Raw genomic sequence first — 23,214 nt, 5'->3', positions numbered from 1 at the left:
TATCGGACATTTGGTTCCAGATTTCGTAATCCGTCGGTTGTCTTCTAGAATCGAGAAAATTTACGTGGAGACGCCTATGGCCGGCAGCCAGATCGAACGTGTTTTCAGTGTGCTTGAAAGCCTCACTAGCGACCCTCGCGGTCTGCCGATGCAGACTTTGGCGGAGCAACTGGACATTCCCAAAAGCGCTACTCACCGCCTGCTCGCCGAGCTGATCCGCCTGGGTTATGTGCGGCAGAACCCGGAAAACCTGCGCTATCACTTGTCGACCAAACTGGTGGCGATGGGGTTTCGTTACCTGTCGAGCAGTGGCGCCGATATCGTGCAACCGGTGCTCGATCGCCTGGCTCAGGAAACCGGCGAACTGGTGCGTCTCGGAGTGATCGAGGGTGATCGGCAGACCTGGATTGCCAAGTCCCAGGGCGCCCGTTCCGGTCTGCGTTACGACCCGGACATGGGTCGTGATGCACCGCTTTTCTACACAGCTTCGGGGCATGCCTGGCTGGCGTGCATGAGCGATGCCGAAGCCTTGTCACTGGTGGAACGCCAGGTGGCGGACCGGCCGCTGGAGCTGGGGCCGAATGCACCGCGTTCCAATATCGAACTGCTCGAGCGCCTGCGCCTGGCGCGCGAGCAGGGCTACGCCTGTGTCGAGGAAAGTTCAGCGGTAGGCACCTCGGCGATTGCCGCAGTGGTGCGCCATCCGGGTGATGGTCGGGTGATCGGTGTACTCAGCATCGCCGGGCCGAGTGCGCGGATGCCGGGGGCGCGGTTGCATGAACTGGCGCCGTTGTTGTTGGCGTTTACCGATGAGTTGTCGGCGGCGAGTGTGGCGTCAGAGTTGTTGTAGGAGCAAGCTTGCTCGCGATGAACGATGACGCGGTCCCTAATGAAAAACGGCGGCGTCTGCATCGCGAGCAAGCTTCGCTCCTACAGAAGATGTGCGCTGTTCGAACACTATCTGTTCATGCTTGTGTCGTAATCTGGAACCTGGTTCTAAATTGTTGGAATTCATTCTTCCAACAATAACCAAGAGGACCGCACCATGAGTTCGCCCCTTCGCATTGCCCTGATCGTCCGCACCGTGATCGAGGGCTGACCATGAGTGAACGCATCTTTTCCCTGGCCAGTCTGACAGTGCTGGAGCTGTCACCGCCCGACATGGTCGAGGTTGCGGCGAGGGCTGGTTACAGCCATGTCGGCTTGCGCCTGGTGCCGGCGACGCTGGAGGAACACCACTTTGCGTTGGTGGCCGATGGCGAACTGCGGCGCCAAACCCTGGCGCGTCTGCGCGACACAGGCATTGGTGTGCTGGATGTTGAAATCCTGCGGCTGAAGCCGGAAACCGTCGTTGCCGATTTCGAGAAGATTCTGGCAGTCGGTGCCGAATTCGGTGCCAGCGAATTACTGGTGGCCGGTAACGATTCCGACGAGCTACGGATGACGGAAAACTTTGCCGAACTTTGTGATCTGGCAGCGTCTTATGGTTTGCATCCGCATCTGGAGTTTATGCCCTGGACCGATGCGCGCAATCTTGAGCAAGCGGTGCGCATCGTCGAGGGCGCCGGGCGCGAAAACGGTGCGGTGCTGGTGGACGCGTTCCACTTCGACCGTTCGGGTTCAAGGCTTGAAGATCTGGCCAGGGTTGCGCCTTCACGGTTACGGTATGCCCAGTTGTGTGATGTCGCCGGAACGCGACCGGCTGACATGGCCGAGATCTTGCGTCAGGCGCGTAACGAGCGACGTTTTCCCGGTGATGGTGATTGCGATTTGTCGGGGTTGTTGCGCTGTTTGCCGGCTAACGTTCCATTGAGTCTGGAGATTCCCACGGTGCAGCTGCTGGAGCAGGGCGTGAGTGCGTTGGAACGGGCGCAGATGGCTTTGGATAAAACCCTGGATTTGTTGGCGCGGCTGTAAACGGTGCTGCGCACTGTTCACCTGTAGGAGCGAGCTTGCTCGCGATGGACGGCAGGACACCGCTGGGTTTCAGGCACCCCGCGTTATCGTTTACGACCATCGCGAGCAGGCTCGCTCCTACACGCGAAGCTTTTGACTTTATGTAAGGAAACCCAATGACCGTCAGCACCCCGCTTTCCGGCGTCAATCAGCCCTTCAAGGGGATCTTGCTGATCGTTGTCGCAACCTTCCTGTTTCCAGCCATGACGCGTTATCAAAGTACCTTTCCGGGTTCTATCCAATTGTCATGGTGGTGTGGGCGCGATATGTGGTTCACACCTTGTTGATGGCCGGGATCTTTCTGCCGCAATCCGGGCTGCGGGTTTTACGCACGAAGCGCCCGTTGCTTCAGCTGATCCGGGCCCTGTGCTTACTCGGCACCAGCCTGTTTTTTACCACCGGGTTGATGTACATCCCGTTGGCCGAGGCCACGTCGGTCAACTTCCTCGCACCCGTGCTGGTCACCGCGTTGTCGGTTCCGCTTTTGAAGGAGCGGGTAACGCGGGGGCAATGGCTGGCGGTGATTTGCGGTTTCATCGGGGTGCTGATCATCGTTCACCCGGGTGGTGAGTTGTTTACGCCAGCGGTGTTGCTGCCCCTCACCTCGGCGCTGTTTTCTGCTTCTATCAGTTGCTGACACGCAAGCTCAGTGAGATCGACAGCCCGACCACCAGTAACTTCTTCGCCGGGCTGTGTAACACCCTGGTGATGAGCGCGCTGGTGCCTTTCTTCTGGCAGGTGCCGAGCCTGTTGCATGGCGCGATGATGTTGGCGTTGGGGGCCTGCGGAATGACGGCGCACCTGTTTTGACCCAGGCTTTCCGCCATGCCGCACCGGCCTTGCTGGCGCCATTCAGCTATTGCCAGATCGTGTTTGCCGGCCTGCTGGGCTGGCTGTTGTTTTCCCACACGCCGACCCTGACCACTGTGATTGGCATCGCCGTGATCTGCTGCAGCGGGCTGGCGGCGGCCTGGCAGCAAAGTCGCAAGTAGAAGGTCCCAAAAAACACTGTGGGAGCGGGCTTGCCCGCGATGAGGTCGGCACATCCAACACTAATGTTGGCTGAACCACCGCCATCGCGGGCAAGCCCGCTCCCACAGGGTATTGCGCCGGACTTTTACTCGGTGACGGTTGGAATCTTGCGCGGTGCCATGAAGTACATCCAGGTCAGCGCGATGAAATACATCGCCGGAATCAGGGTGAACAGCACGGTGTAGTTGTTGTTGGTGACGGTCAGGATGTGGCCGACCAACTGAGTCATAAACATCCCGCCAATCGCGGCACACATGCCGCCGAAGCCGAACACCGTACTCATCATGTGCTTGGGCGTGTAGTCCATCACCAGGCTCCAGATGTTGGCGGTCCAGGCCTGGTGCGCGCCGATCGCCAGGGAAATCGCGAATACCGCCACCCACAGGCTGCTGGAGCCGGCCGCCATGATCACGCCGATGATGCAGCAGGCGAACAGGAACATGGACATCAGTCGCGCCTTGATCGGGTTGACACCGCGGCCGATCAGGAACGAGGACAGAATCCCGCCGCCGACACTGCCGAAGTCGGCGGTGAGGTAAATGATGATCAGCGGAATGCCCATCTGGGTCACGTTGATGCCCAGGTTGTATTGCTGATTGAGGAACGGTGGCAGCCAGTACAGGTAGAACCAGAACACCGGTGCGGTTAGCGAGTAGGCGATGGCGAAGGCCCAGGTGCCGCGCATGCGCAGGATTCGCGAGAAGGGTACGCGGGTTTGTTCCGGTTCGACTTCGTTCTGAATGTAGTCCAGTTCCGACTGTTTGACGCTCGGGTGATCTTCCGGGTTGAAGTACTTCAAGCCCCAGAACAACAGCCAGATCCCGCCCAGTGCCGACATGCACAGGAATGCGGCCTGCCAGCCCCAGACGTGCAGGATCAGCGGCAGCAGCATCGGGGTGAACATCGCACCGACGTTGGTCCCGGCGTTGAAAATACCGGTGGCCACGGCGCGCTCACCGGCCGGGAACCACAGGCGCGTGGTCTTCACACAGGCCGGGTAGTTGGCGGCTTCGGTCAGGCCGAGAATGAAGCGGCAGACCATGAAACCGACCGCTGAAGTGGCCAGACCATGGGCGCCGGTCGCCAGGCTCCAGAGCAGCACGGCGCAGAAGAACACACGCTTCACGCCGACCCGGTCGATCAAGCGGCCTTGCAGCACAAAACCGATGGCGTAGCCGACCTGGAACCAGAAGTTGATGTTGGCGTAGTCCATCGCCGTCCAGCTCATTTCCTTGGCGAGGATCGGCTGCATGACGCCGAGGGCGGCGCGGTCGATGTAGTTCAGGGTGGTGGCGAAGAACACCAGCGCCAGCATGCCCCAACGGGTTTTGCCGACGGCCATGGCGCCGCGGATTTTGTCGCCGATACCGCCGCTGACAGGATTCATGGACGAACTCGCCATGCGTGAACTTTGGGAAGGAGTCATGTATGCCACCCGATTTTTGAAATTTTTATGTGGTGTTCTGGGTCTTTTTTAACCGGGACCGATGGTTCATGAGTGGCCCCGATGTGCAGTTGATGTTGCGCAGTGAACAAAAAATCGTCAATTCGCCAAAGGCCATTGTGTTCGATAATCGCACGCAAAACTAACTGGGTAGTACACTTTAAATTGCTGTGTTGGATCGTGCAGCCAATAATTCACTTCAAGATAAACGCAATCCCTGTAGCAGCTGCCGAAGGCTGCGTTCGGCTGCGAAGCAGTCGTTAAACCTGCGCACGCGATCTATCAAACCGAGTAGCCCGAATTCACGTCTGCTGCGCAGCCGAACGCAGGCTTCGCCAGCTGCTACATAAAGCGAAAGCGTGCAGAGCCTCCAACAAGATTGCCTCCACCACCGGGAGTCGAAATATGCAGCGTTCCATTGCCACCGTGTCCTTGAGCGGTACCCTGCCGGAAAAGCTCGAAGCCATTGCCGCCGCCGGTTTTGACGGCGTGGAGATTTTCGAGAACGACCTTCTCTACTACGACGGCAGCCCGCGGGAAATCAGACAGATGTGCGCCGATCTCGGGATCGCCATCACCCTGTTTCAACCGTTCCGGGATTTCGAAGGCTGTCGCCGGGACCGCTTGTCACGCAATCTGGAACGGGCCGAGCGCAAGTTCGACCTGATGCAGGAGTTGGGTACCGACCTGGTGTTGGTGTGCAGCAACGCGTCGGCCGACTCCATTGGTGATGAGCAAATTCTGGTCGATGACTTGCGCCTGCTGGCCGAACACGCTGGTGCGCGTGGTCTGCGCATCGGTTACGAAGCGCTGGCCTGGGGCCGGCATGTGAACACCTGGCAGCAGGTGTGGAACATCGTCCGTCAGGCCGGTCACCCCAGCCTCGGTGTGTTGCTCGACAGCTTTCATACCCTGTCGCTCAAAGGTGATCCGAGCGCTATCGCGCAAATCCCCGGTGACAAGATCTTCTTCGTGCAAATGGCCGACGCGCCAATCCTGGCCATGGACGTGCTGGAGTGGAGCCGGCATTTCCGCTGCTTCCCGGGTCAGGGAGAGTTCGATTTGCCGGGTTTCCTCGCCCCGATCATCAAAAGCGGCTACACCGGGCCGCTGTCGCTGGAGATCTTCAACGACGGTTTCCGCGCCGCGCCACCAAGGGCCAACGCCGCCGACGGTTTGCGCTCATTGCTGTACCTGGAGGAGAAAACCCGCCAGCGTCTGGCGCAAGAAACCCAACCATCGACCAACCTCGACATCCTGTTCGAAACACCGAAGGCCAGCGAGTACAACGGCATCGAGTTTCTCGAATTCGCTGTGGATGAAAGCCTCGGCGCCAAGCTCTCCCATTGGCTGGAGCGCCTGGGCTTCGTCAAGGCCGGCCAGCACCGCTCCAAGAGCGTCAGCCTGCTGCGCCAGGGTGATATCAACCTGATCCTCAACTCCGAGCCTTACTCGTTCGGCCACAGTTTCTTCGAGGCGCACGGTCCATCGCTGTGTGCCACTGCAGTGCGGGTCAAGGACAGTGCCAGCGCTCTGGCACGGGCCGTGGCCTATAAGGGTCAGCCTTATCGCGGGCTGGTCGGTCCGAATGAACTGGAGCTCGCCGCCGTGCGCGCGCCGGATGGCAGCCTGATTTACCTGGTGGATCAGGACGCCGACGTCTACGGCACCGACTTCAATCTGCTACCGAACGCAATAGCCCGCGGCGGTCTCAAGCGTATCGACCATATGGCCATGGCGCTGCCTGCCGACAGCCTCGACAGTTGGGTGCTGTTCTACAAGAGCCTGCTGGATTTTGAGGCCGATGACGAAGTGGTCCTGCCCGACCCCTATGGCCTGGTGAAAAGTCGTGCACTGCGCAGTCGCGACAGCTCAATTCGGTTGCCGCTGAACATTTCCGAAAACCGCAACACCGCGATCTCACATGCGCTGTCGAGTTATCGCGGCTCCGGGGTGCATCACATTGCGTTTGATTGCGACGACATCTTTGCCGAAGTCAGCCGTGCGAAAGAGGCGGGCGTTCCGCTGCTGGATATCCCGCTCAACTACTACGATGACCTGGCGGCGCGCTTCGATTTTGACGATGAGTTCCTCAGCGAACTGGCCTATTTCAACGTGCTGTATGACCGCGATGCCCAGGGTGGCGAGCTGTTTCACGTATACACCGAGCCGTTCGAGGGGCGTTTCTTCTTCGAGATCATCCAGCGCAAGAACGGTTATGTCGGTTACGGTGCGGCCAACGTCGCGGTGAGACTGGCAGCCATGGCCAAATCCCGAAGTGGTGCCGTACGTCAGACAAAGTTGTAGGAAAATCGTAATCACGTCGACAAACCGCTGCCGCACGGCTTCCTTCACTGTGTGGCGCGGCTCATAATCGCCAACCTGTGCAGTGATGGCCGTGAGCCCGCAATGACAATGACTTCAGACTTCTCCGCAGCGACCGACCAGCCTATTGCCGAACCGCGCAAGAGTCGCAAGAACAACCCGGAAAAAACCCGCGAGAACATCCTGCAGGAGGCGATTGTCGAGTTTGTTCAGCAGGGGTTGTCCGGTGCTCGCGTCGATGCGATCGCCGAGCGCATCCAAACCTCAAAACGCATGATCTATTACTACTTCGGCAGTAAGGAACAGCTCTACGTTGAGGTTCTGGAAAAGCTCTACGGCGATATCCGAAACACCGAAAACCGTCTGCACCTGGCCGAACTGGCGCCGGTAGAGGCGATTCGTCGTTTGGTGGAATTCACCTTCGATCACCATGATCGTAATGTCGATTTCGTGCGCATCGTCAGTATCGAGAACATTCACAATGCCGAGTATGTGAAGCGCTCCGATGCAATCAAGGCGATGAACAACACCATCCTCGATTCACTGAGCGAGATTCTGCGTCGCGGTGCGCAGGAAGGGCTGTTCCGTGCGGGCCTTGATCCGCTGGATGTGCATTTGCTGATCAGTTCGTTCTGCTTCTATCGCGTGTCGAACCGCCACACCTTCGGCGAGATTTTTCAGATCGACTTACCGGACGAAAGCGTCAAGCAGCGTCATCGCGAGATGATTTGCGAGTCGGTTTTGCGCTATTTGCAGGCCTGACGCCTTCGCGGGCAAGCCTCGCTCCTACAGGTTCTGGTTGCCTTTGTAGGAGCGAGGCTTGCCCGCGAAGCTTTTTTCAGACATTCATGCTCTGAAAATGCGCGAGCATCCGCTGCGCATCTGGCACTACGCCGCTGAACAATTCAAACGCCTTCACCGCCTGGAATACCGCCATGTTGCCGCCATCCAGCGTCCGGCATCCCAGGGCGCGGGCATTGCGCAGCAGTTCGGTTTCCAGTGGGAAGTAAACAATCTCCGCCACCCACAACTCAGTCCGAAGCAGCTCCACCGGCACCGGCATGCCGGGCAGTTTTTTCATGCCCATCGGCGTGGTGTTCACCAGGCCATCAGCCTGGGCCAGAGTCAGCGCCAAATCATGACCGGCCAGGGCGCGACCGCTGCCGAAATGTTGGTTGAGGTTGTCGGCCAGGCTCTGGGCGCGGCTGATTTCCACATCGAAAATGCACAGTTGCTGTACGCCTTCGCTCAGTAGCGCGTGAGCCACCGCCGCGCCGGCGCCACCGGCACCCATCTGTACTACGCGCTCAAGGGCAACGCCGTTCAGGCCCCGGCGAAAACCTTCGGCAAATCCCAGGCAATCGGTGTTGTGGCCAATGCGTTTGCCGTCCTTCAGGACAACGGTGTTCACCGCGCCAATGCCGCGGGCCTCCGGCGACAATTCGTCGAGCAGCGGGATGATTGCTTGCTTGCACGGGAAGGTGATGTTCAGCCCGGTGAAGTTCATGCGTTCGGCGGCCATCAACAGGTCGGGCAGGGCATTGCTGTCGATTTGCAGTTGATCGAGATCGATCAGGCGATAGAGGTAGCGCAAACCCTGGGCATCGCCTTCATGTTCGTGCAGCGCCGGCGTGCGCGAAGCCTGGATGCCAGCGCCGATCAGTCCGGCCAATACCGTTTGGTTCTGATTCACGATGTTCACCCTTTCAGACGTTGGCTGAAATGCTCCAGCGCCAGGCGATAGCCGTGGCTGCCGAACCCGGCCATCACTGCGGTGGCAATGGCTGAAACGAAGGAGTGATGGCGGAAAGGTTCGCGGGCATGGACGTTGGACAAGTGGACTTCGATCACCGGCAGTTCGCAGGCGACCAGCGCATCGCGAATCGCCACCGAGGTGTGGGTCCAGGCTGCGGGGTTGATCACGATACCGGCGCAACGGCCGCGTGCATTGTGAATCCAGTCGAGCAGTTCGCCCTCGTGGTTGGTCTGGCGAAACTCCACTGCCAGGCCGAATTCTTCGGCGGCACGGCCGCACAGGGCTGAAATGTCTGCCAGGGTTTCGTAGCCGTAATTGGCCGGTTCCCGGGTGCCGAGCATGTTCAGATTCGGGCCGTTGAGCACCAGAATGATGGGCGACATCAAAGTTTCTCCACTTTTTATTTTTGGATTGGCTGATGATTTCAGCCTGTGGAGATAAATTGTACTAACTGGTTAATGCGGTCAATTGAAGAGCTGGCTCGCCGGCTGTTTGTGTGCGGTGATCGGACGGTTTCGTTTTCAGCGTGGCAAATGCTCCACCAGGAAATCGATAAACGCCCGCAATCGCAGGGGCATATGGCGGCTTTGCGGGTAGAGCAGGGTGAACGGCCGCGAGCGCCCGCCATAGGGTTTGAGCACTTCCACCAGCGAACCATCAGCCAATTCTTTTTCGACGATAAAGCGATAAGTCTGAAACAACCCTGCGCCGTGTTTGGCCAGCGTCACGCCACCCAGCACGTCATCAGAGCAGCTGAAGTTACCCTCTGCCAGAATCTCACGCGGAACAAAGTTGTCATTGAACAACCAGGCAATGCGCCGGCCGCTGCTGGGCAGTTCGTATTGAATGCATTCGTGCTGCTGCAAGTCGTCGAGGGTTTGCGGGGTGCCGGCGCGCTTGAGGTAGTCGGGGCTGGCAATCATCACCAGCGCAGCATCCTCCAACTGCCGGGCGATCAGGCCGGAATCAGGAATCGCGCGCACGCGAATCGCCATGTCATAGCCTTCACCGACGAAATCGATGTTGCGATTGCTGATGTGCGACTCGACCTTCACCGCCGGAAAGCGCGCACGAAAGGCCGGTAATAACGGCAGGATCCGGTGGTGGGCATACGTGGTCGGAATACTGATCCGCAGAGTCCCGGACGGTACCTGCTGCTGGCCCATGACTTCGCGCTGGGCTTCCACCAGTTGCGCCAACGCCTGGCGGCATTCTTCGTAATAGCGTCGACCACTGTCGGTCAGATTCACACTTCGGGTAGTGCGCGCAAACAGCCGCACGCCCAAACGCTCTTCCATGCGCGACACCGAGCGGCTCACCGCGGCCGGCGTGACGCCCGCCACCAGCGCGGCCGCGGTGAAGCTGCCGGCCTCGGCGGCCAGGCAAAACAGCTCGATGCTGCCCAACTGAAGATCGTCGAATTGTCGCTGCATGATTGATTACGCCAAGGATCAAATGAAGTGTGTGAATCAGTATTTCTCAGATGCCTGCACACAGATACAGTTGAGCTTAAATTGGTAAGCCTTTCGTAATCAGCCGAGCAGGAGAAGCAGCATGCCTTTCGTCAGCGTACGTATTACCCGTGACGGCGTTACCCGTGAGCAGAAAGCCCAGGTCATCGCCGAAATCACTGAGACCTTGCAGCGCGTCCTCGGCAAACCGCCAGAGCTGACCCACATCGTGATCGAGGAAATCGACACGGATAACTGGGGTATAAGGGCATTACCACCACTGAATATCGAAAAAATCAGCCGGGGTAATTCTCAGCCGGGTTGGTTGAGGTAGATGCGCATATCAACTGTAGGAGCCGGCTTGCTGGCGAAGACGGCATATCAGCCAACAATGCAGTGCCTGGTAAATCGCCATCGCCAGCAAGCCGGCTCCTACAGGTGTGTGAGTCAGAAGTCGTCCACAAAAAAGCCGTCGTAATGACGGCTGATTTGTTTGTGGTCTCTGCAATTACCGCCGGGTCAGCAACACCCCGGATTCCATGTGATGCGTCCACGGGAACTGGTCGAACATCGCGCATTGGGTGATGCGGTGGGTGTCGTGCAGTTGGGCGATGTTGGCCGCCAGGGTTTCCGGGTTGCAGGAAATGTAGAGGATGTTGTCGAAGCGCCGGGTCAGTTCGCAGGTGTCCGGGTCCATGCCGGCGCGGGGTGGGTCAACGAAGACGCTACCGAACTCGTAGCTTTTCAGGTCGATGCCGTGCAGACGGCGGAATGGCCGCACTTCGTTCAGCGCTTCGGTCAGTTCTTCGGCGGACAGGCGCACCAGAGTGACGTTATCCACAGCGTTTTCGCTGAGGTTGCTCAATGCCGCGTTAACCGAAGTCTTGCTGATTTCGGTGGCCAGCACCTTGCGCACACGGGTGGCGAGCGGCAAGGTGAAGTTGCCATTGCCGCAATACAACTCCAGCAAGTCGTCGTCGCGATCACCGAGTGCGTCGTACGCCCAGTTGAGCATTTTCTGATTCACGGTGCCGTTTGGCTGGGTGAACGCGCCTTCGGGCTGGCGGTAGCTGAAGGTGCGACCGCCGACGTCCAGTTTCTCGACCACGTAATCGTGGCCGATGACTTCGCGTTTACCCTTGGAGCGGCCGATGATGCTGATGTTCAAATCGGCTGCGAGCTTTGTGGCCGCCGCGTGCCAGTGCTCGTCCAGCGGGCGGTGATAGCACAAGGTAATCATCGCATCGCCGGCCAGGGTGGTGAGGAACTCCACCTGAAACAGCTTGTGGCTCAGGGCCGAACTGGCCTGCCATGCTGCTTTGAGCTGCGGCATCAACTGATTGATGCGCAGGCTGGCAATCGGGAATTCTTCGATCAGGATCGGCGTGCGTTTGTCTTCCTGGGAAAACATCGCGTAGTGGCGCTCGCCGGCCTCACGCCATAAGCGGAATTCGGCGCGCAGGCGGAAATTCTGCAGTGGCGAGTCGAAGACGACCGGCTCCGGCGCATCGAAAGGGGCTAGCAGGTCACGCAGACGCGTGACCTTGTCTTCGAGTTGAGCGGCGTAGGCCTGGGAATCAAAAGTCATGCGTTAAACCAACCCAGCTTGATCACGAACAGAATCGACAGAATCACCAGTGCCGGATTCAGCTCACGGCCGCGACCGGACATCAGCTTGATCGCGGTCCAGGCAATGAAACCGAAGGCGATGCCGTTGGCGATGGAATAAGTGAACGGCATCGCCAGGGCGGTGATCACCACCGGCGCGGCAACCGTAATGTCGTCCCAGTCTATTTCGGCCAGGCCGGATGTCATCAGCACGGCGACGAACAGCAGTGCCGGCGCGGTGGCGAAGGCTGGAACGCTGGCAGCCAGTGGCGAGAAAAACAGTGCCAGCAGGAACAGGATCGCCACGACGACGGCGGTCAGGCCGGTGCGGCCGCCGGCACTCACGCCGGCTGCGGATTCTATGTAGCTGGTGGTGGTCGAGGTGCCCAGCAGGGAACCGGCCATCGCGGCGGTACTGTCGGCGATCAGGGCGCGGCCCATTTTCGGCATGTGGCCGTCCTTGCCCATCAGGCCCGCGCGTTTGGCGACGCCGATCAGGGTGCCAGAGTTGTCGAACAGGTCGACGAACAGGAAGGCGAAAATCACGCTGACCAGACCAATGTCCAGTGCGCCCTTGATGTCCAGTTGCAGGAAGGTCGGCGCCAGCGAAGGGGGCATCGACATCACACCACCGAACGGGGTAAAGCCCATGACGATGGACACGATGGTCACGACCAGAATGCCTATCAACACCGCACCGCGCACGGCGAGGGCTTCGAGGGCGACGATCAGGGCAAAGCCGAGCGTGGCGAGGATCGGTGCCGGTTGTTTCAGATCACCGAGGCCAACCATGGTCGCCGGATTGCTGACCACAATGCCGGCGTTGTGCAGGGCGATCAGTGCCAGGAACAGGCCGATGCCTGCAGCAATCGCCGAACGCAGCGGCAGCGGGATGCTGTTGATGATCCATTCACGGATACGGAAGATCGACAGCAGAAAGAAGCAAACCGCCGAGATGAACACCGCACCCAGCGCCACTTGCCAGGTGTGACCCATGTGCAGGACCACGGTATAGGTGAAGAAGGCGTTCAGGCCCATGCCCGGTGCGAGGGCGATCGGGTAGTTGGCGATCAGGCCCATCACCGTGGAGCCGAAAGCGGCTGCCAGACAGGTGGCGACGAACACTGCGCCCTTGTCCATGCCAGTCTCGCCGAGGATGCTCGGGTTAACGAACAGAATGTATGCCATGGCCAAAAAGGTCGTGACGCCCGCGAGAATCTCGGTACGTACGTTGGTGTTGTGTGCCTTGAGTTGAAACAGCCTTTCCAGCATGTCTGCTCCCCGTGGCGCGCCCGGCGCCGTGAATGTATCGACCTCAACAGCAAAGCACAGGCCGCTGCAGGCGCCTGGGAATTTACGGTGGGTCGGAAAAAGCCGCGCATCATACCAGTCGCGTGGGGTTATGGCTGCTTATGGCGGTGATCGTCGTCGATGTTTTGCGTTTAGCCGGAGTCAGCCATACTGCGCGCTGGTTTTTGAGGTGGTTTTTCGGGGTGAGTTTTTTGGTGGGTAGTGCATGAAAAAGTGTCTGTTTATCTTGATGGCAATGTTCCTGGGGGCACAAACCGCCTCGGCGGCCTCGGCACCGCCGTTGACCCAGGTGAAAGTGCTCAAGGTCGAGTCGCCGGGCTGTGGTTTCGAGTCGATTGACGAAGGACAGACGCAGACGCGCTGCAATCACAGTGGCCCGAACATCAGGATCTACGTGCTGGAAGTGGGCTACGGTCGTAGCCAGCCCCATGTCGCACTGGATGGTTTCGACGTGAACGGAACCCGCACACCGGTCTGCGCCTACGATAACGGCAACCTGACCGATTGTGTGGCCGGTCGAAAAACCGTCGGCAATTTGTACGTTTTCGATCTGGCGGGCAAACAGGAAGGCACGTTCACCTTCAGCAACACCTCGATCAATGCACCGGGCAACACTTTGTCGACGCAGCTTTATATCAAGTAGCTTTACATCAAGTAGCTTCACATCAAGAAACAGCGGGCCTCGAACAAGGCTAGGGAAAGCTGACTACGCTTTAAGGATCATTCTGTGGATTGCACTCATGACCTTTAGAGCTTTGATTACCCTCGCCGAGGGCATCGATGATCTGCAAGCCGTAACCTTGGTCGATGTGCTGCGTCGTGCCAAGGTGGAAGTGGTAGTGGCGAGCATCGAAGGGCGGCGCATGCTCACCTGCGCCCGCGGTACTCGCCTCACCACCGATGCGATGCTGGTGGACTTGCTGGCCCAACCTTTCGACCTGATCGTCCTGCCCGGCGGCGCCGTGGGGGCGCAACATCTGGCGGCACATCAACCCCTGCAACAACTGATCAAGGACCAGGCTGCGGCCGGTCGCCTGTTCGCGGGCATCGCCGAAGCACCGGCACTGGCGCTGCAAACCTTCGGTGTACTGCGCCAGCGGCGCATGACCTGTCTGCCCTCTGCCAGTCACCAACTGTCAGGCTGCAACTTCGTCGATAAACCGGTAGTGGTCGATGGCAACTGCATTACCGCCCAGGGTTCAGGCGCCGCACTGGCATTTGCCCTGACGCTGGTGGAACAGCTGTGTGGCAAAGCCACGCGGGCGAAGGTGGCGGGGGAGCTAGTGGTTTAGAAACGTCAGGCGTGAGCAGCGATGGGTTTGATGACCGGCTGCTCGCGGCGTTCCGCTTGCCACAGATCATAGTCAGTTTGAACCCCTAGCCACATGCGCGCCTTGCCAATTCCAGCGCGCTCAAGACGAACCGCAAGGTCCGGACTGATGGGCGCATGCCCATGCAGCACCCGTGAAAGGTGCGGGCGCGCAAAGCCAAGGTGTCGGGCCAGCTCCGCGATGCTGATGCCCAGTTCGGGCAATACATCCAACAACAATGTTTCGCCTGGGTGCGGCGGGTTGTGCATGGGCATGTCCTGCCTCCTTTCAGTGATAGTCCAGATAGTCGACCAGCTCTACGTCCGAACCGACAAAGCGGAAAATTACCCGCCAGTTACCTGAAACACTCAGTGACCAGTAGTTGTTCAACTCCCCCTGAGCGGGTGTAGTCGCCATCCTGGAATATCGAGATCGCCGGGTGCAGTCGCGCGATCCATGAACTGCAGCATTCGAGACAGGCGCTTGGCATGGTCTGCACGTATCCCACGTGTCGAACCAGTTTCATAGAAGCCCCGAAGGCCTTTGTGCTGAAAGGATTTGATCATGTGGATGAGTGTAAGGCGATACATTACACTTTATGCGTTATTTATGTATCGCACCTTGTCGGCAAATCTGTAATCAGCGACGCTTCAAACTTTCATCTCCTGCACCGGCACATGCATTCGATCGCGCTGGGCCAGAGTCGGGAAAAGTTTGATCCAGGTACCCGTCACCACCAGCGTGCCGATGCCGCCCATGACCACCGCCTGTACGGTGCCGAACCAGTGTGCGGTCAGGCCGGATTCGAATTCACCCAACTGGTTCGAAGCGCCGATGAACAGACCGTTCACCGCGCTGACCCGGCCGCGCATTTCGTCCGGGGTTTCCAGTTGCACGAAAGACGCACGGATGACCATGCTGATCATGTCAGCCGCACCCAACACCACCAGCACAGCCAGCGAAAACCAGAGTGACGTCGACAGGCCGAAGGCGATGGTCGCCACGCCGAATACCCCTACGGCGGTGAACATCACCCGCCCGACATTGCGTTCCACGGCAAACCTTGCCAGGAACAGCGACATCAGCAGCGCACCCACCGCCGGCGCCGAGCGCAACAGGCCCAGGCCCCACGGGCCGGTGAGCAGAATGTCCTTGGCGAATACCGGCAGCAGCGCCGTCGCGCCACCGAGCAGGACGGCGAACAGGTCCAGGGAGATCGCCCCGAGAATATCCGGGCGACTGCGAATGAAGCGGATCCCGGCGAGCAGCGAGTCCAGGGTGGCTTTGCCTTTGTTCAGTGGCGTTTGCCGGGCCGGCAAGTTGAGCATCAGCGTGCAGGCAATGATGTAGAGGATCACTGTCGGGCCATAGACCCACACGCTGCCGAAGGCGTAAAGCAAACCGCCGAGAGCCGGGGCGACGATGGTCGCTGATTGCTGGGCCGATTGCGCGGCGGCCACGGCCCGGGGGAACAAGGCGCTGGGCACAATACTCGGCAGCAAGGCCTGGGTGGTCGGCATCTCGAAGGATCGGGCGGCGCCCAGCAGGAAGGCGAGGATGAAGATCATTTCCCGGGTGACATGGTCGGTCGCGCTGCCGATGGCTAGCGAAAGGGCTATCAGTGCCTGCAGGGACTGGCAGATCGCCGCAACTTTGCGCCGGTCGTAGCGGTCCGCGACGTGCCCGGTGTGCAGCATGAACAGCACACGCGGCGCGAACTCCACCAGCCCTACCAGCCCCAGATCGAGCACGTTGCCGGTCAGTTGGTAAAGGTTCCAGCCAATGGCCACTGTGAGCATCTGAAAGCCGCTGGCAGTAAAAACCCGGGCCAGCCAGAAGGCAAGGAAGGGGCGGTGGTGACGTAACAGCAAGGGCTCTTGGCTGGGCATTTGAAGGCGAATCTGGGGGAGGGGAAGGGCGAGACTATCACCAAGCTGTAACAGGAAGTTGCCATGCCGGAAAATTTCGTTAGCCAGACATCGATTTCTTTAGCCCGATAAAACCCTGTGGGAGCGGGCTTGCCCGCGAAGACGGTGGCACAACCAAAAATGATGTAACTCATATACCGCTTTCGCGGGCAAGCCCACTCCCACAGGGATTGTGTTGCAGATCATAACGGTGCCCATGAGGCAACTTGTCACGCGGCAAAAGACCACGCGGTTCATCCTCGCAAATGGGACTACTCTTTCAACATTGCTTGATCCAGATCAAAACTCTCAAAGGAATTGATCCGGCGGCCGTAAGGCCAGACTCCCTGCGTAGCGATGCGTGTAAAAAAAGAACAAATAGAGATTCGCCACACTCCATTATCCGTGGGGGCCGTGGGTGCAGGCTTCCAGCCCGCAGCCGTACTACCTGACAGAGGAAGACTTATGTTCGGTTTAGAGGCACTTGATCTCGCCCGAATTCAGTTCGCGTTCACTATCTCGTTTCACATCCTGTTCCCTGCCATCACCATTGGCCTGGCGAGTTACCTGGCCGTACTCGAAGGCTTGTGGCTGAAAACCCATAACGATACCTACCGTGACCTCTACCATTTCTGGTCGAAGATCTTTGCCGTCAACTTCGGCATGGGCGTGGTCTCGGGGCTGGTCATGGCCTATCAGTTCGGCACCAACTGGAGTCGCTTCTCGGACTTCGCCGGCTCCGTAACCGGGCCGTTACTGACGTACGAAGTACTGACGGCTTTCTTCCTTGAAGCCGGTTTCCTCGGCGTGATGCTGTTCGGCTGGAACAAGGTCGGACGCCGCTTGCACTTTTTTGCCACGGTCATGGTTGCCATCGGCACCTTGATCTCGACCTTCTGGATTCTCGCCTCCAACAGTTGGATGCAGACCCCGCAAGGTTTTGAGATCGTTAACGGCCAAGTCATTCCAACCGATTGGTTCGCGGTGATCTTCAACCCTTCATTCCCGTATCGCCTGATGCACATGGCCACGGCGGCGTTCGTCGCGACGGCATTCTTCGTAGGCTCCTCCGCGGCTTGGCACTTGCTGCGCGGCAAGGACAACCCGGCGATCCGCAAGATGCTCTCGATGGCGATGTGGATGGCGCTGATCGTCGCGCCGATACAGGCCGTTATCGGTGACTTCCACGGCCTCAACACCCTTGAGCATCAGCCAGCCAAAATCGCCGCGATCGAAGGCCACTGGGAAAACAAAGGCAACGAGCCGACCCCGCTGATCCTGTTCGGCTGGCCGGATATGAAAGAAGAGAGGACCAAATTTGCCGTCGAGAGCCCGTACCTGGGCAGCCTGATCCTGACTCACTCGCTGGACAAACAGGTGCCAGCCCTCAAGGAATTCCCGCCTGAAGACCGGCCGAATTCGACCATCGTGTTCTGGTCGTTTCGGATCATGGTCGGCCTGGGTTTCCTGATGATCTTCACCGGTCTGTGGAGCCTGTGGCTGCGCAAACGCGACACGCTCTACACATCGCGACCGTTCCTGTACCTGGCGTTGTGGATGGGGCCATCGGGCCTGATCGCGATTCTCGCCGGCTGGTTTACCACTGAAATCGGCCGTCAGCCATGGGTGGTGTATGGCCTGATGCGCACGGCGGATGCGTCTTCCAACCATAGCTTCATGCAGATGAGCATCACGTTGATCCTGTTTGTCGTGGTTTATTTCGCGCTGTTCGGCGCCGGTTTGGGCTACATGATGCGCCTGGTGCGCAAAGGGCCGAAGGTCGACGAGGGCAAGGAAACCAACGACGGAGGGCCCGGCCAGAAACGCACGCCGGCGCGTCCGCTGTCGGCAGCCGATGACGAGCACGCTGATGCGGGCATCAGCCTGACCAAGGAGATTTGAATCATGGGTATTGATCTTCCGCTGATCTGGGCCGTGATCATCATCTTCGGCATCATGATGTACGTGGTCATGGATGGCTTCGACCTGGGTATCGGGATCCTCTTCCCGTTCATTCCGGGCAAAACCGACCGGGACGTGATGATGAACACCGTCGCCCCGGTCTGGGACGGCAACGAAACCTGGCTGGTACTGGGCGGCGCGGCATTGTTCGGTGCCTTTCCATTGGCCTATTCGGTGGTCCTTTCGGCGCTGTACCTGCCGCTGATTTTCATGCTGATCGGGCTGATTTTCCGTGGCGTGGCTTTCGAGTTCCGCTTCAAGGCCCGGGACGATAAACGCCATCTCTGGGACAAGGCATTCATCGGCGGCTCGATCGCTGCAACGTTCTTCCAGGGTGTGGCGCTGGGGGCCTTCATCGATGGGCTGCCGGTGGTCAATCGTCAGTTCGCTGGCGGTTCTCTGGACTGGCTGACGCCCTTCACGATGTTCTGCGGTGCTGCGTTGGTGGTGGCTTATGCGCTGTTAGGCTGTACCTGGCTGATCATGAAGACCGAAGGCAAGTTGCAGGAGCAGATGCATGACCTGGCGCGGCCATTGGCGTTCGTGTTGTTGGCGGTGATCGGTATCGTCAGCATATGGACGCCGCTGGCCCACGCCGAAATCGCCGCGCGCTGGTTCACCCTGCCTAATCTGTTCTGGTTCCTGCCGGTGCCGATTCTGGTGCTGGTGACCCTGTACGGCCTGATCCGCGCGGTGGCGCGCAATGCGCACTACACGCCATTCCTGTTGACGCTGGTTCTGATCTTCCTGGGTTACAGCGGCCTGGGAATCAGCCTGTGGCCGAACATCGTGCCGCCGTCGATCTCGATCTGGGACGCTGCCGCACCGCCACAAAGCCAGGGCTTCATGCTGGTGGGCACGCTGTTCATCATCCCGTTCATCCTGGGCTACACCTTCTGGAGCTACTACGTGTTCCGCGGCAAGGTCACCCACGAAGACGGTTATCACTAGCTCCTGCATCGCGAACCCATGTGGGAGCGAGCTTGCTCGCGATGGCGTCGGTAGCGGCGCCATCGATCTGAAAGAGGATCGAAGCAATGTCCAGCAAACCTTCCTTGCACGACATCGAACAAGCCGAAAAAAAGCCGCTATGGCAGCGGCTTGGTTGGTTGGCCCTTATCTGGATTGGCAGTGTCGGCGCACTGTTCATCGTGGCCAGCCTGATGCGAATGTTCATGAACGCCGCCGGCCTGACGACGCACTGAAAAACCTGACATGCCTCCCGTCGCCTTTGGGCGCGGACTTGCAACCCTCCGACTGGAGGGTTTTTTTTGATCGTTATTTACGGGCCTTGAGAATCACGAACTTGGGCGTGGCCGCCACTTGCTCGACTCCCCGGAACAACCGCGCCAGCTTGCTGTGGTAACCCAGGTGACGATTGCCGACGATATAGAGCGCACCGCCCACCACCAACGCTTCCCGGGCTTGCTGGAACATCCGCCAGGCCAGGAAGTCGCCGACGACTTGTTGCTGGTGAAACGGTGGATTGCACAGCACCACATCCAGCGACTGGGGTTCCTGTCCGGCCAGTCCATCGTCGGCACGCACGATGACATCGCGCTCACCCAGCGCTGCGCGCCAGTTTTCGGCAGCCGATTGCACCGCCATGAACGATTCGTCCACCAGCGTGTAATGAGCTTCGGGGTTTTGCAGGGCACTGGCGATGGCCAGGACGCCGTTGCCGCATCCGAGGTCGGCAACTCGAGCCGCGCCAAGGTTCTTTGGTAGATGCGGCAAAAACGCCCGCGTACCGATGTCCAGGCCTTCACGGCAGAATACGTTGGCGTGGTTGAGTAGTTCGATGGCGGGTGTGTCGAGACGGTAGCGCGTCGGATAGGGGGACGTTACCGGCGCTTTGGCTTGAGTCGTGGCAATCAACAACCGGGCCTTCTTCACCGCAAGCGATGCCTGCACCGGCCCGATGTAACGCTCAAGCAGGTCGCCCGCGGCGCGTGGCAGATGTTTGATCATCGCACCGGCGATCACTTGAGCGCCGGGAGCCAATTGGCCTTGAAGGCGGATCAGTTGTTCTTCCAGCAACGCCAGGGTCTTCGGCACCCGTATCAAGACCCGGTCAAACGGTCCCTGCGGTGTTTCGCTGGCGGGAATGGCCGGCACCGCATCAAACGCCTGGCCATTGCGGGCCAGGTTTTTTTCCAGCCCTTGAAACGCCAGGAACGAGTCGCCGCTGCTGGTCACGTTGACTTTGCCGGACAGGCTCGCGGCCAACGCGCCAAAACTGTCGTTAAGCACCAGAATCCGCGTATCGATCGAGGGCTGCTGTTCGGCCAGATGAGTGAGCAGGTACTCGTCTGCCGCATCAAAGGCTTGCAGTGGTTCGTTCTGCTGTTCGGGCTGGCGGATCAGGTCGAGGCTGGCGAAAGGCGTTTCGAGCAAAGGCATGGGGCGGGGCTCTGGATAATCAACGGGTATCCCGCGCCTGGGCGTCGTAGCGAGCGGGACCGTCCGAGTGGACTGCGTCGTGAAAAACTCACACGCCATCACTCAGGAGGAACCGCGAATGGTACGTTTTTTTGTGTCGGATTACTCTCAGGTTTTTCGGATCAGCGCATCGCGTCGCTATTGAGATAGCCAGCCTTCACAGCGGCAATGACCGCAGAAACCTTGTTGTTGACCCCGAATTTGCGGATGGTTTCCTGCACATGGAAATTGACGGTGCGGGCACTGAGATTAAGAATCCGGGCGCTCTCGTATGCCGTTTTGCCAGTTGCCGCCAGTTTCAAGACATCAATTTCCCGTGGCGATAAATGCACCATGGACGATTTGGCCGGTTCCTTGGGCAGTTTCTCTACGACCAGGTTATGCAGGTGACGACCAATGAAGACGGAGTAGCCGAGATTTTCATACAGCTCCCACCCACTGACCGGGCAATGGCTCCTGGCCAAACTCAGAATGCTGCAGAAACCGCTATGCTCGTCATGCACCGCTTGTGACCAGCCATATTGCAATCCTTGTTGCTCAAGTGCCTCCCAAATCCAGGGAACATTGCAGAAGAGCTCTTCACTCCAAAGAATCGGCAGCATGGATTGATTGCAATGCGCTATTACTGGGTCGGTGGTGCCTGACTTGATTTTTTTTTCATACTCGGTGTTCCAGGCTGTCGGGTAATTGTTGAAACGCGTTGTATGAAAATGTTCAGTTTTTGTTGGGCAAGTCGTTGAAAAAGCGAAAAATTTAAACCCAATGTTTTTCGCGAAATTCAGTGATATCTGGTAAGCAGTCTCAAGTTCTGTTGTGGATGATATTTGTTTGAGTTGTGACTCCTTCCACCTTTCCATCATGGAGCTCCGGTCGTAATAGATTGAGAGTGCGCCTTGGATCCAAAAGATCGGCGCGAAGGGAAGTGTAGGATGTTTCCTACTTTTTTGTTGAGAATTTTTGGGTTTGCTAATGGCTTTTAAATAGAGGTCTGGTTCTAACGATACTGCACTGTTGTGAGCTGATTTAAATGTCGGTTTAAATTCTACCGATTCGAATTTAACCGGTTAGTTCATAGTTTGTATAAGTTTTGTGAGTTTACGAACGTTTGCAAAAGACACTACAAATCACCAGTGTTTATGTCATCCACTTTGCGAGACACTGCGGCTATCCGTTCAATGGAGCCCCTCATGACCGCCAGCGAAGAGAAATTCACTCGCCAAACCTTGCTCGAGGTTCAGCCGTTGACCCCCAACCTGTTCACCCTGCGTGCCACGAGGGATGTGGGTTTTCGTTTTCGCGCAGGGCAATTTGCCCGGCTGGGCGTGACCAAGGCTGACGGGAGCACGGTGTGGCGTGCCTATTCCATGGTGTCGTCTCCGTTCGACGAATTCCTCGAGTTCTTTTCCATCGTCGTACCGGGAGGTGAGTTCACCAGCGAACTCAGCCGGCTGGGCGTTGGCGATACGCTACTGGTCGACCGCCAGGCCTTCGGATACCTGACGCTGGATCGTTTCGTCGATGGGCGTGATCTGTGGTTGTTATCCACCGGCACTGGCCTGGCGCCGTTTTTATCGATTCTCCAGGACTTCGAGGTATGGGAGAGGTTCGAGCGAATCAACCTGGTCTATAGCGTGCGCGAATCCCGAGAGCTGGCCTATCAGGAACTGATCGCAGGGTTGATGCAGCGCGATTACCTGGCGGAGTTCGCGCACAAGTTGCAGCTCATCAACACGGTGACGCGAGAACAGCATCCCGGCGCCCTGAACGGACGGATTACTACGCTGATAGAAAACGGCGAGCTGGAAAGGACGGCGGGGGTGGCGCTGACACCCGAGCACTCACGGATCATGCTGTGCGGCAACCCGCAGATGATTGATGACACGCGCAAATTGCTTAAGCAGCGAGACATGCATTTGAGCCTCAGCCGGCGACCCGGACAGGTGGCTGTGGAAAACTTCTGGTGAAAAATCGGCGCCTGTAGGAGCGAGCTCGCTCGCGATGGACTACAGAACGCCGCGTTTACCCAGGGAACACACGTTTTCGTTCACGACCATCGCGAGCACGGCTCGCTCCTACATAGAGGCTACTCAAGGCCGGTTGTTCTGAGCCTTGAGCAGATCGCGGATCTCGCCCAGCAACTCCTCTTCCTTGGTTGGAACTGGCGGAAGAGTAGGTGCGACGGCCTCTTCGCGCTTCAGACGGTTGATGGCCTTGACGGCCATGAAGATCGCGAAGGCAACGATCACGAAGTCAATCAGGCTCTGGATGAATTTACCGTACGCCAGCACCACCGCCGGGACATTGCCCTGCGCGGCCTTGAGCGTAATGGCCAGGTCACTGAAGTCCACCCCACCAATCAACAGCCCAATGGGAGGCATGACCACGTCACCGACAAACGACGTAACGATCTTGCCGAAAGCGGCGCCGATGATGATCCCGACGGCCATGTCGACCACATTGCCTTTGACCGCGAAGGCCTTGAACTCACTTATCACGCCCATAGGTTATTTCCTTGTTACAGATGAGGTTGGTGAACGCAGTGTAAATCAGCAAGGTGCATCCTGCTCGAAACAACTGCTTACAGGGCTTGCCTGCAATCGACGGGATGAACGTGGTCAGGGCCGCAGTCGCTGTTGCAAATCTCAATAAAAACTCAGCGATGCAAACTTTTGATGTATTGATTTGCTCTTCATACGTCTTAAGTAAATAC

General features: G+C 58.4%; 21 protein-coding genes and 3 pseudogenes. 12 read left to right on the top strand and 12 right to left on the bottom strand.

Annotation, left to right across the window (positions count from 1 at the left end):
* The first annotated feature begins 76 nt into the window (after window positions 1–76).
* The 3 genes and pseudogenes from CES87_RS09760 to CES87_RS09745 all read left to right on the top strand — a co-directional run bounded on the left by CES87_RS09760 (window position 77) and on the right by CES87_RS09745 (window position 2,948).
* A complete protein-coding gene (locus CES87_RS09760) occupies window positions 77–850 on the top strand; it encodes an IclR family transcriptional regulator (RefSeq protein ID WP_128605975.1) in 774 nt (257 codons plus the stop codon).
* 251 nt (window positions 851–1,101) lie between these two features.
* A complete protein-coding gene (locus CES87_RS09755; protein WP_128605974.1) occupies window positions 1,102–1,917 on the top strand; it encodes a sugar phosphate isomerase/epimerase in 816 nt (271 codons plus the stop codon).
* Between the two features lie 155 nt (window positions 1,918–2,072).
* Window positions 2,073–2,948, top strand: a pseudogene (locus CES87_RS09745) (DMT family transporter).
* A 125-nt stretch (window positions 2,949–3,073) separates the two neighbouring features.
* On the opposite strand, the gene CES87_RS09735 reads toward CES87_RS09745, so the two are convergent.
* Window positions 3,074–4,414, bottom strand: a complete 1,341-nt coding sequence (locus CES87_RS09735; RefSeq protein ID WP_128605972.1) for an MFS transporter — start codon at window positions 4,412–4,414, stop codon at window positions 3,074–3,076.
* 423 nt (window positions 4,415–4,837) lie between these two features.
* Between CES87_RS09735 and quiC the strand changes: the two genes are divergently transcribed.
* Together quiC and CES87_RS09725 are read left to right on the top strand one after the other, a co-directional pair.
* Window positions 4,838–6,739, top strand: coding sequence for a 3-dehydroshikimate dehydratase QuiC (quiC, locus tag CES87_RS09730; RefSeq protein ID WP_128605971.1), 1,902 nt, complete (start codon window positions 4,838–4,840; stop codon window positions 6,737–6,739).
* Between the two features lie 102 nt (window positions 6,740–6,841).
* Window positions 6,842–7,519 (top strand): TetR family transcriptional regulator, encoded by a 678-nt coding sequence (locus tag CES87_RS09725; RefSeq protein WP_128605970.1) that lies wholly within the window; start codon window positions 6,842–6,844, stop codon window positions 7,517–7,519.
* Window positions 7,520–7,595: 76 nt separating this feature from the next.
* Here CES87_RS09725 and CES87_RS09720 read toward each other — a convergent pair whose 3' ends face one another.
* The 3 genes from CES87_RS09720 to CES87_RS09710 form a co-directional block, all read right to left on the bottom strand.
* Window positions 7,596–8,450: a shikimate dehydrogenase gene (locus tag CES87_RS09720; RefSeq protein WP_128605969.1), complete on the bottom strand. Its 855-nt coding sequence runs from the start codon at window positions 8,448–8,450 to the stop codon at window positions 7,596–7,598.
* A 5-nt stretch (window positions 8,451–8,455) separates the two neighbouring features.
* On the bottom strand, window positions 8,456–8,896 hold the full coding sequence (gene aroQ / locus CES87_RS09715; protein WP_128605968.1) for a type II 3-dehydroquinate dehydratase: 441 nt from the start codon (window positions 8,894–8,896) through the stop codon (window positions 8,456–8,458).
* A gap of 138 nt (window positions 8,897–9,034) precedes the next feature.
* Complete coding sequence (locus CES87_RS09710; protein ID WP_128605967.1) at window positions 9,035–9,946, bottom strand: LysR family transcriptional regulator; 912 nt, start codon at window positions 9,944–9,946, stop codon at window positions 9,035–9,037.
* 121 nt (window positions 9,947–10,067) lie between these two features.
* On the opposite strand from CES87_RS09710, the pseudogene CES87_RS09705 reads away from it, so the two are divergent.
* Window positions 10,068–10,273: pseudogene (locus tag CES87_RS09705) on the top strand (4-oxalocrotonate tautomerase family protein).
* Between the two features lie 199 nt (window positions 10,274–10,472).
* Here CES87_RS09705 and trmA read toward each other — a convergent pair.
* Window positions 10,473–11,552, bottom strand: coding sequence for a tRNA (uridine(54)-C5)-methyltransferase TrmA (gene trmA / locus CES87_RS09700; protein ID WP_128605966.1), 1,080 nt, complete (start codon window positions 11,550–11,552; stop codon window positions 10,473–10,475).
* Window positions 11,549–12,844 (bottom strand): NCS2 family permease, encoded by a 1,296-nt coding sequence (locus CES87_RS09695; protein WP_128605965.1) that lies wholly within the window; start codon window positions 12,842–12,844, stop codon window positions 11,549–11,551. Before CES87_RS09695 ends, trmA begins: the two co-directional genes overlap by 4 nt.
* Before the next feature lie 244 nt (window positions 12,845–13,088).
* Here CES87_RS09695 and CES87_RS09690 point away from each other — a divergent pair, with 244 nt between their 5' ends.
* Together CES87_RS09690 and CES87_RS09685 are read left to right on the top strand one after the other, a co-directional pair.
* Complete coding sequence (locus tag CES87_RS09690; RefSeq protein WP_128605964.1) at window positions 13,089–13,526, top strand: DUF4879 domain-containing protein; 438 nt, start codon at window positions 13,089–13,091, stop codon at window positions 13,524–13,526.
* A 97-nt stretch (window positions 13,527–13,623) separates the two neighbouring features.
* The gene (locus CES87_RS09685) at window positions 13,624–14,175 is read left to right on the top strand and encodes a DJ-1 family glyoxalase III (RefSeq protein WP_128605963.1); all 552 of its coding nucleotides are present in this window, start codon (window positions 13,624–13,626) and stop codon (window positions 14,173–14,175) included.
* A gap of 5 nt (window positions 14,176–14,180) precedes the next feature.
* On the opposite strand, the gene CES87_RS09680 is transcribed toward CES87_RS09685, so the two are convergent.
* The 3 genes and pseudogenes from CES87_RS09680 to CES87_RS09670 all read right to left on the bottom strand — a co-directional run bounded on the left by CES87_RS09680 (window position 14,181) and on the right by CES87_RS09670 (window position 16,082).
* Entirely contained in the window at window positions 14,181–14,468 is a 288-nt protein-coding gene (locus tag CES87_RS09680; RefSeq protein WP_128605962.1) for a HigA family addiction module antitoxin, read from the bottom strand.
* 13 nt (window positions 14,469–14,481) lie between these two features.
* Window positions 14,482–14,759, bottom strand: a pseudogene (locus tag CES87_RS09675) (type II toxin-antitoxin system RelE/ParE family toxin).
* Between the two features lie 84 nt (window positions 14,760–14,843).
* Window positions 14,844–16,082, bottom strand: coding sequence for an MFS transporter (locus CES87_RS09670; RefSeq protein WP_128605961.1), 1,239 nt, complete (start codon window positions 16,080–16,082; stop codon window positions 14,844–14,846).
* A gap of 483 nt (window positions 16,083–16,565) precedes the next feature.
* On the opposite strand from CES87_RS09670, the gene CES87_RS09665 reads away from it, so the two are divergent.
* The 3 genes from CES87_RS09665 to CES87_RS09655 all read left to right on the top strand — a co-directional run bounded on the left by CES87_RS09665 (window position 16,566) and on the right by CES87_RS09655 (window position 19,267).
* The gene (locus CES87_RS09665) at window positions 16,566–18,002 is read left to right on the top strand and encodes a cytochrome ubiquinol oxidase subunit I (protein WP_128605960.1); all 1,437 of its coding nucleotides are present in this window, start codon (window positions 16,566–16,568) and stop codon (window positions 18,000–18,002) included.
* Between the two features lie 3 nt (window positions 18,003–18,005).
* A complete protein-coding gene (gene cydB / locus CES87_RS09660) occupies window positions 18,006–19,013 on the top strand; it encodes a cytochrome d ubiquinol oxidase subunit II (protein ID WP_128605959.1) in 1,008 nt (335 codons plus the stop codon).
* Between the two features lie 86 nt (window positions 19,014–19,099).
* A complete protein-coding gene (locus CES87_RS09655) occupies window positions 19,100–19,267 on the top strand; it encodes a DUF2474 domain-containing protein (protein ID WP_128605958.1) in 168 nt (55 codons plus the stop codon).
* 73 nt (window positions 19,268–19,340) lie between these two features.
* Here the strand turns inward: CES87_RS09655 and CES87_RS09650 are convergent, their stop codons facing one another.
* Complete coding sequence (locus CES87_RS09650; protein WP_128605957.1) at window positions 19,341–20,465, bottom strand: methyltransferase; 1,125 nt, start codon at window positions 20,463–20,465, stop codon at window positions 19,341–19,343.
* Window positions 20,466–20,626: 161 nt separating this feature from the next.
* On the bottom strand, window positions 20,627–21,361 hold the full coding sequence (locus CES87_RS09645) for an autoinducer binding domain-containing protein (protein ID WP_128606105.1): 735 nt from the start codon (window positions 21,359–21,361) through the stop codon (window positions 20,627–20,629).
* Between the two features lie 330 nt (window positions 21,362–21,691).
* Between CES87_RS09645 and CES87_RS09640 the strand changes: the two genes are divergently transcribed.
* Window positions 21,692–22,468, top strand: coding sequence for a ferredoxin--NADP reductase (locus CES87_RS09640; protein ID WP_128605956.1), 777 nt, complete (start codon window positions 21,692–21,694; stop codon window positions 22,466–22,468).
* Window positions 22,469–22,591: 123 nt separating this feature from the next.
* Here the strand turns inward: CES87_RS09640 and mscL are convergent, their stop codons facing one another.
* Window positions 22,592–23,005, bottom strand: a complete 414-nt coding sequence (gene mscL, locus CES87_RS09635; protein WP_128605955.1) for a large-conductance mechanosensitive channel protein MscL — start codon at window positions 23,003–23,005, stop codon at window positions 22,592–22,594.
* Window positions 23,006–23,214: the final 209 nt, after the last annotated feature.

Source organism: Pseudomonas sp. ERMR1:02 (assembly GCF_002277815.1).
Lineage (GTDB): Bacteria > Pseudomonadota > Gammaproteobacteria > Pseudomonadales > Pseudomonadaceae > Aquipseudomonas.
This window is presented reverse-complemented; position numbering and strand designations above follow the sequence as displayed.

Excerpts from the sequence above, each read along its gene's own strand:
- CES87_RS09760 (WP_128605975.1), top strand. The coding sequence starts at position 77 with ATGGCCGGCAGCCAGATCGAACGTGTTTTCAGTGTGCTTGAAAGCCTC.
- CES87_RS09755 (WP_128605974.1), top strand. The coding sequence starts at position 1,102 with ATGAGTGAACGCATCTTTTCCCTGGCCAGTCTGACAGTGCTGGAGCTG.
- CES87_RS09735 (WP_128605972.1), bottom strand. The coding sequence starts at position 4,414 with ATGACTCCTTCCCAAAGTTCACGCATGGCGAGTTCGTCCATGAATCCT.
- quiC (WP_128605971.1), top strand. The coding sequence starts at position 4,838 with ATGCAGCGTTCCATTGCCACCGTGTCCTTGAGCGGTACCCTGCCGGAA.
- CES87_RS09725 (WP_128605970.1), top strand. The coding sequence starts at position 6,842 with ATGACAATGACTTCAGACTTCTCCGCAGCGACCGACCAGCCTATTGCC.
- aroQ (WP_128605968.1), bottom strand. The coding sequence starts at position 8,896 with ATGTCGCCCATCATTCTGGTGCTCAACGGCCCGAATCTGAACATGCTC.
- CES87_RS09710 (WP_128605967.1), bottom strand. The coding sequence starts at position 9,946 with ATGCAGCGACAATTCGACGATCTTCAGTTGGGCAGCATCGAGCTGTTT.
- trmA (WP_128605966.1), bottom strand. The coding sequence starts at position 11,552 with ATGACTTTTGATTCCCAGGCCTACGCCGCTCAACTCGAAGACAAGGTC.
- CES87_RS09695 (WP_128605965.1), bottom strand. The coding sequence starts at position 12,844 with ATGCTGGAAAGGCTGTTTCAACTCAAGGCACACAACACCAACGTACGT.
- CES87_RS09690 (WP_128605964.1), top strand. The coding sequence starts at position 13,089 with ATGAAAAAGTGTCTGTTTATCTTGATGGCAATGTTCCTGGGGGCACAA.
- CES87_RS09685 (WP_128605963.1), top strand. The coding sequence starts at position 13,624 with ATGACCTTTAGAGCTTTGATTACCCTCGCCGAGGGCATCGATGATCTG.
- CES87_RS09680 (WP_128605962.1), bottom strand. The coding sequence starts at position 14,468 with ATGCCCATGCACAACCCGCCGCACCCAGGCGAAACATTGTTGTTGGAT.
- CES87_RS09670 (WP_128605961.1), bottom strand. The coding sequence starts at position 16,082 with ATGCCCAGCCAAGAGCCCTTGCTGTTACGTCACCACCGCCCCTTCCTT.
- CES87_RS09665 (WP_128605960.1), top strand. The coding sequence starts at position 16,566 with ATGTTCGGTTTAGAGGCACTTGATCTCGCCCGAATTCAGTTCGCGTTC.
- cydB (WP_128605959.1), top strand. The coding sequence starts at position 18,006 with ATGGGTATTGATCTTCCGCTGATCTGGGCCGTGATCATCATCTTCGGC.
- CES87_RS09655 (WP_128605958.1), top strand. The coding sequence starts at position 19,100 with ATGTCCAGCAAACCTTCCTTGCACGACATCGAACAAGCCGAAAAAAAG.
- CES87_RS09650 (WP_128605957.1), bottom strand. The coding sequence starts at position 20,465 with ATGCCTTTGCTCGAAACGCCTTTCGCCAGCCTCGACCTGATCCGCCAG.
- CES87_RS09645 (WP_128606105.1), bottom strand. The coding sequence starts at position 21,361 with ATGGAAAGGTGGAAGGAGTCACAACTCAAACAAATATCATCCACAACA.
- CES87_RS09640 (WP_128605956.1), top strand. The coding sequence starts at position 21,692 with ATGACCGCCAGCGAAGAGAAATTCACTCGCCAAACCTTGCTCGAGGTT.
- mscL (WP_128605955.1), bottom strand. The coding sequence starts at position 23,005 with ATGGGCGTGATAAGTGAGTTCAAGGCCTTCGCGGTCAAAGGCAATGTG.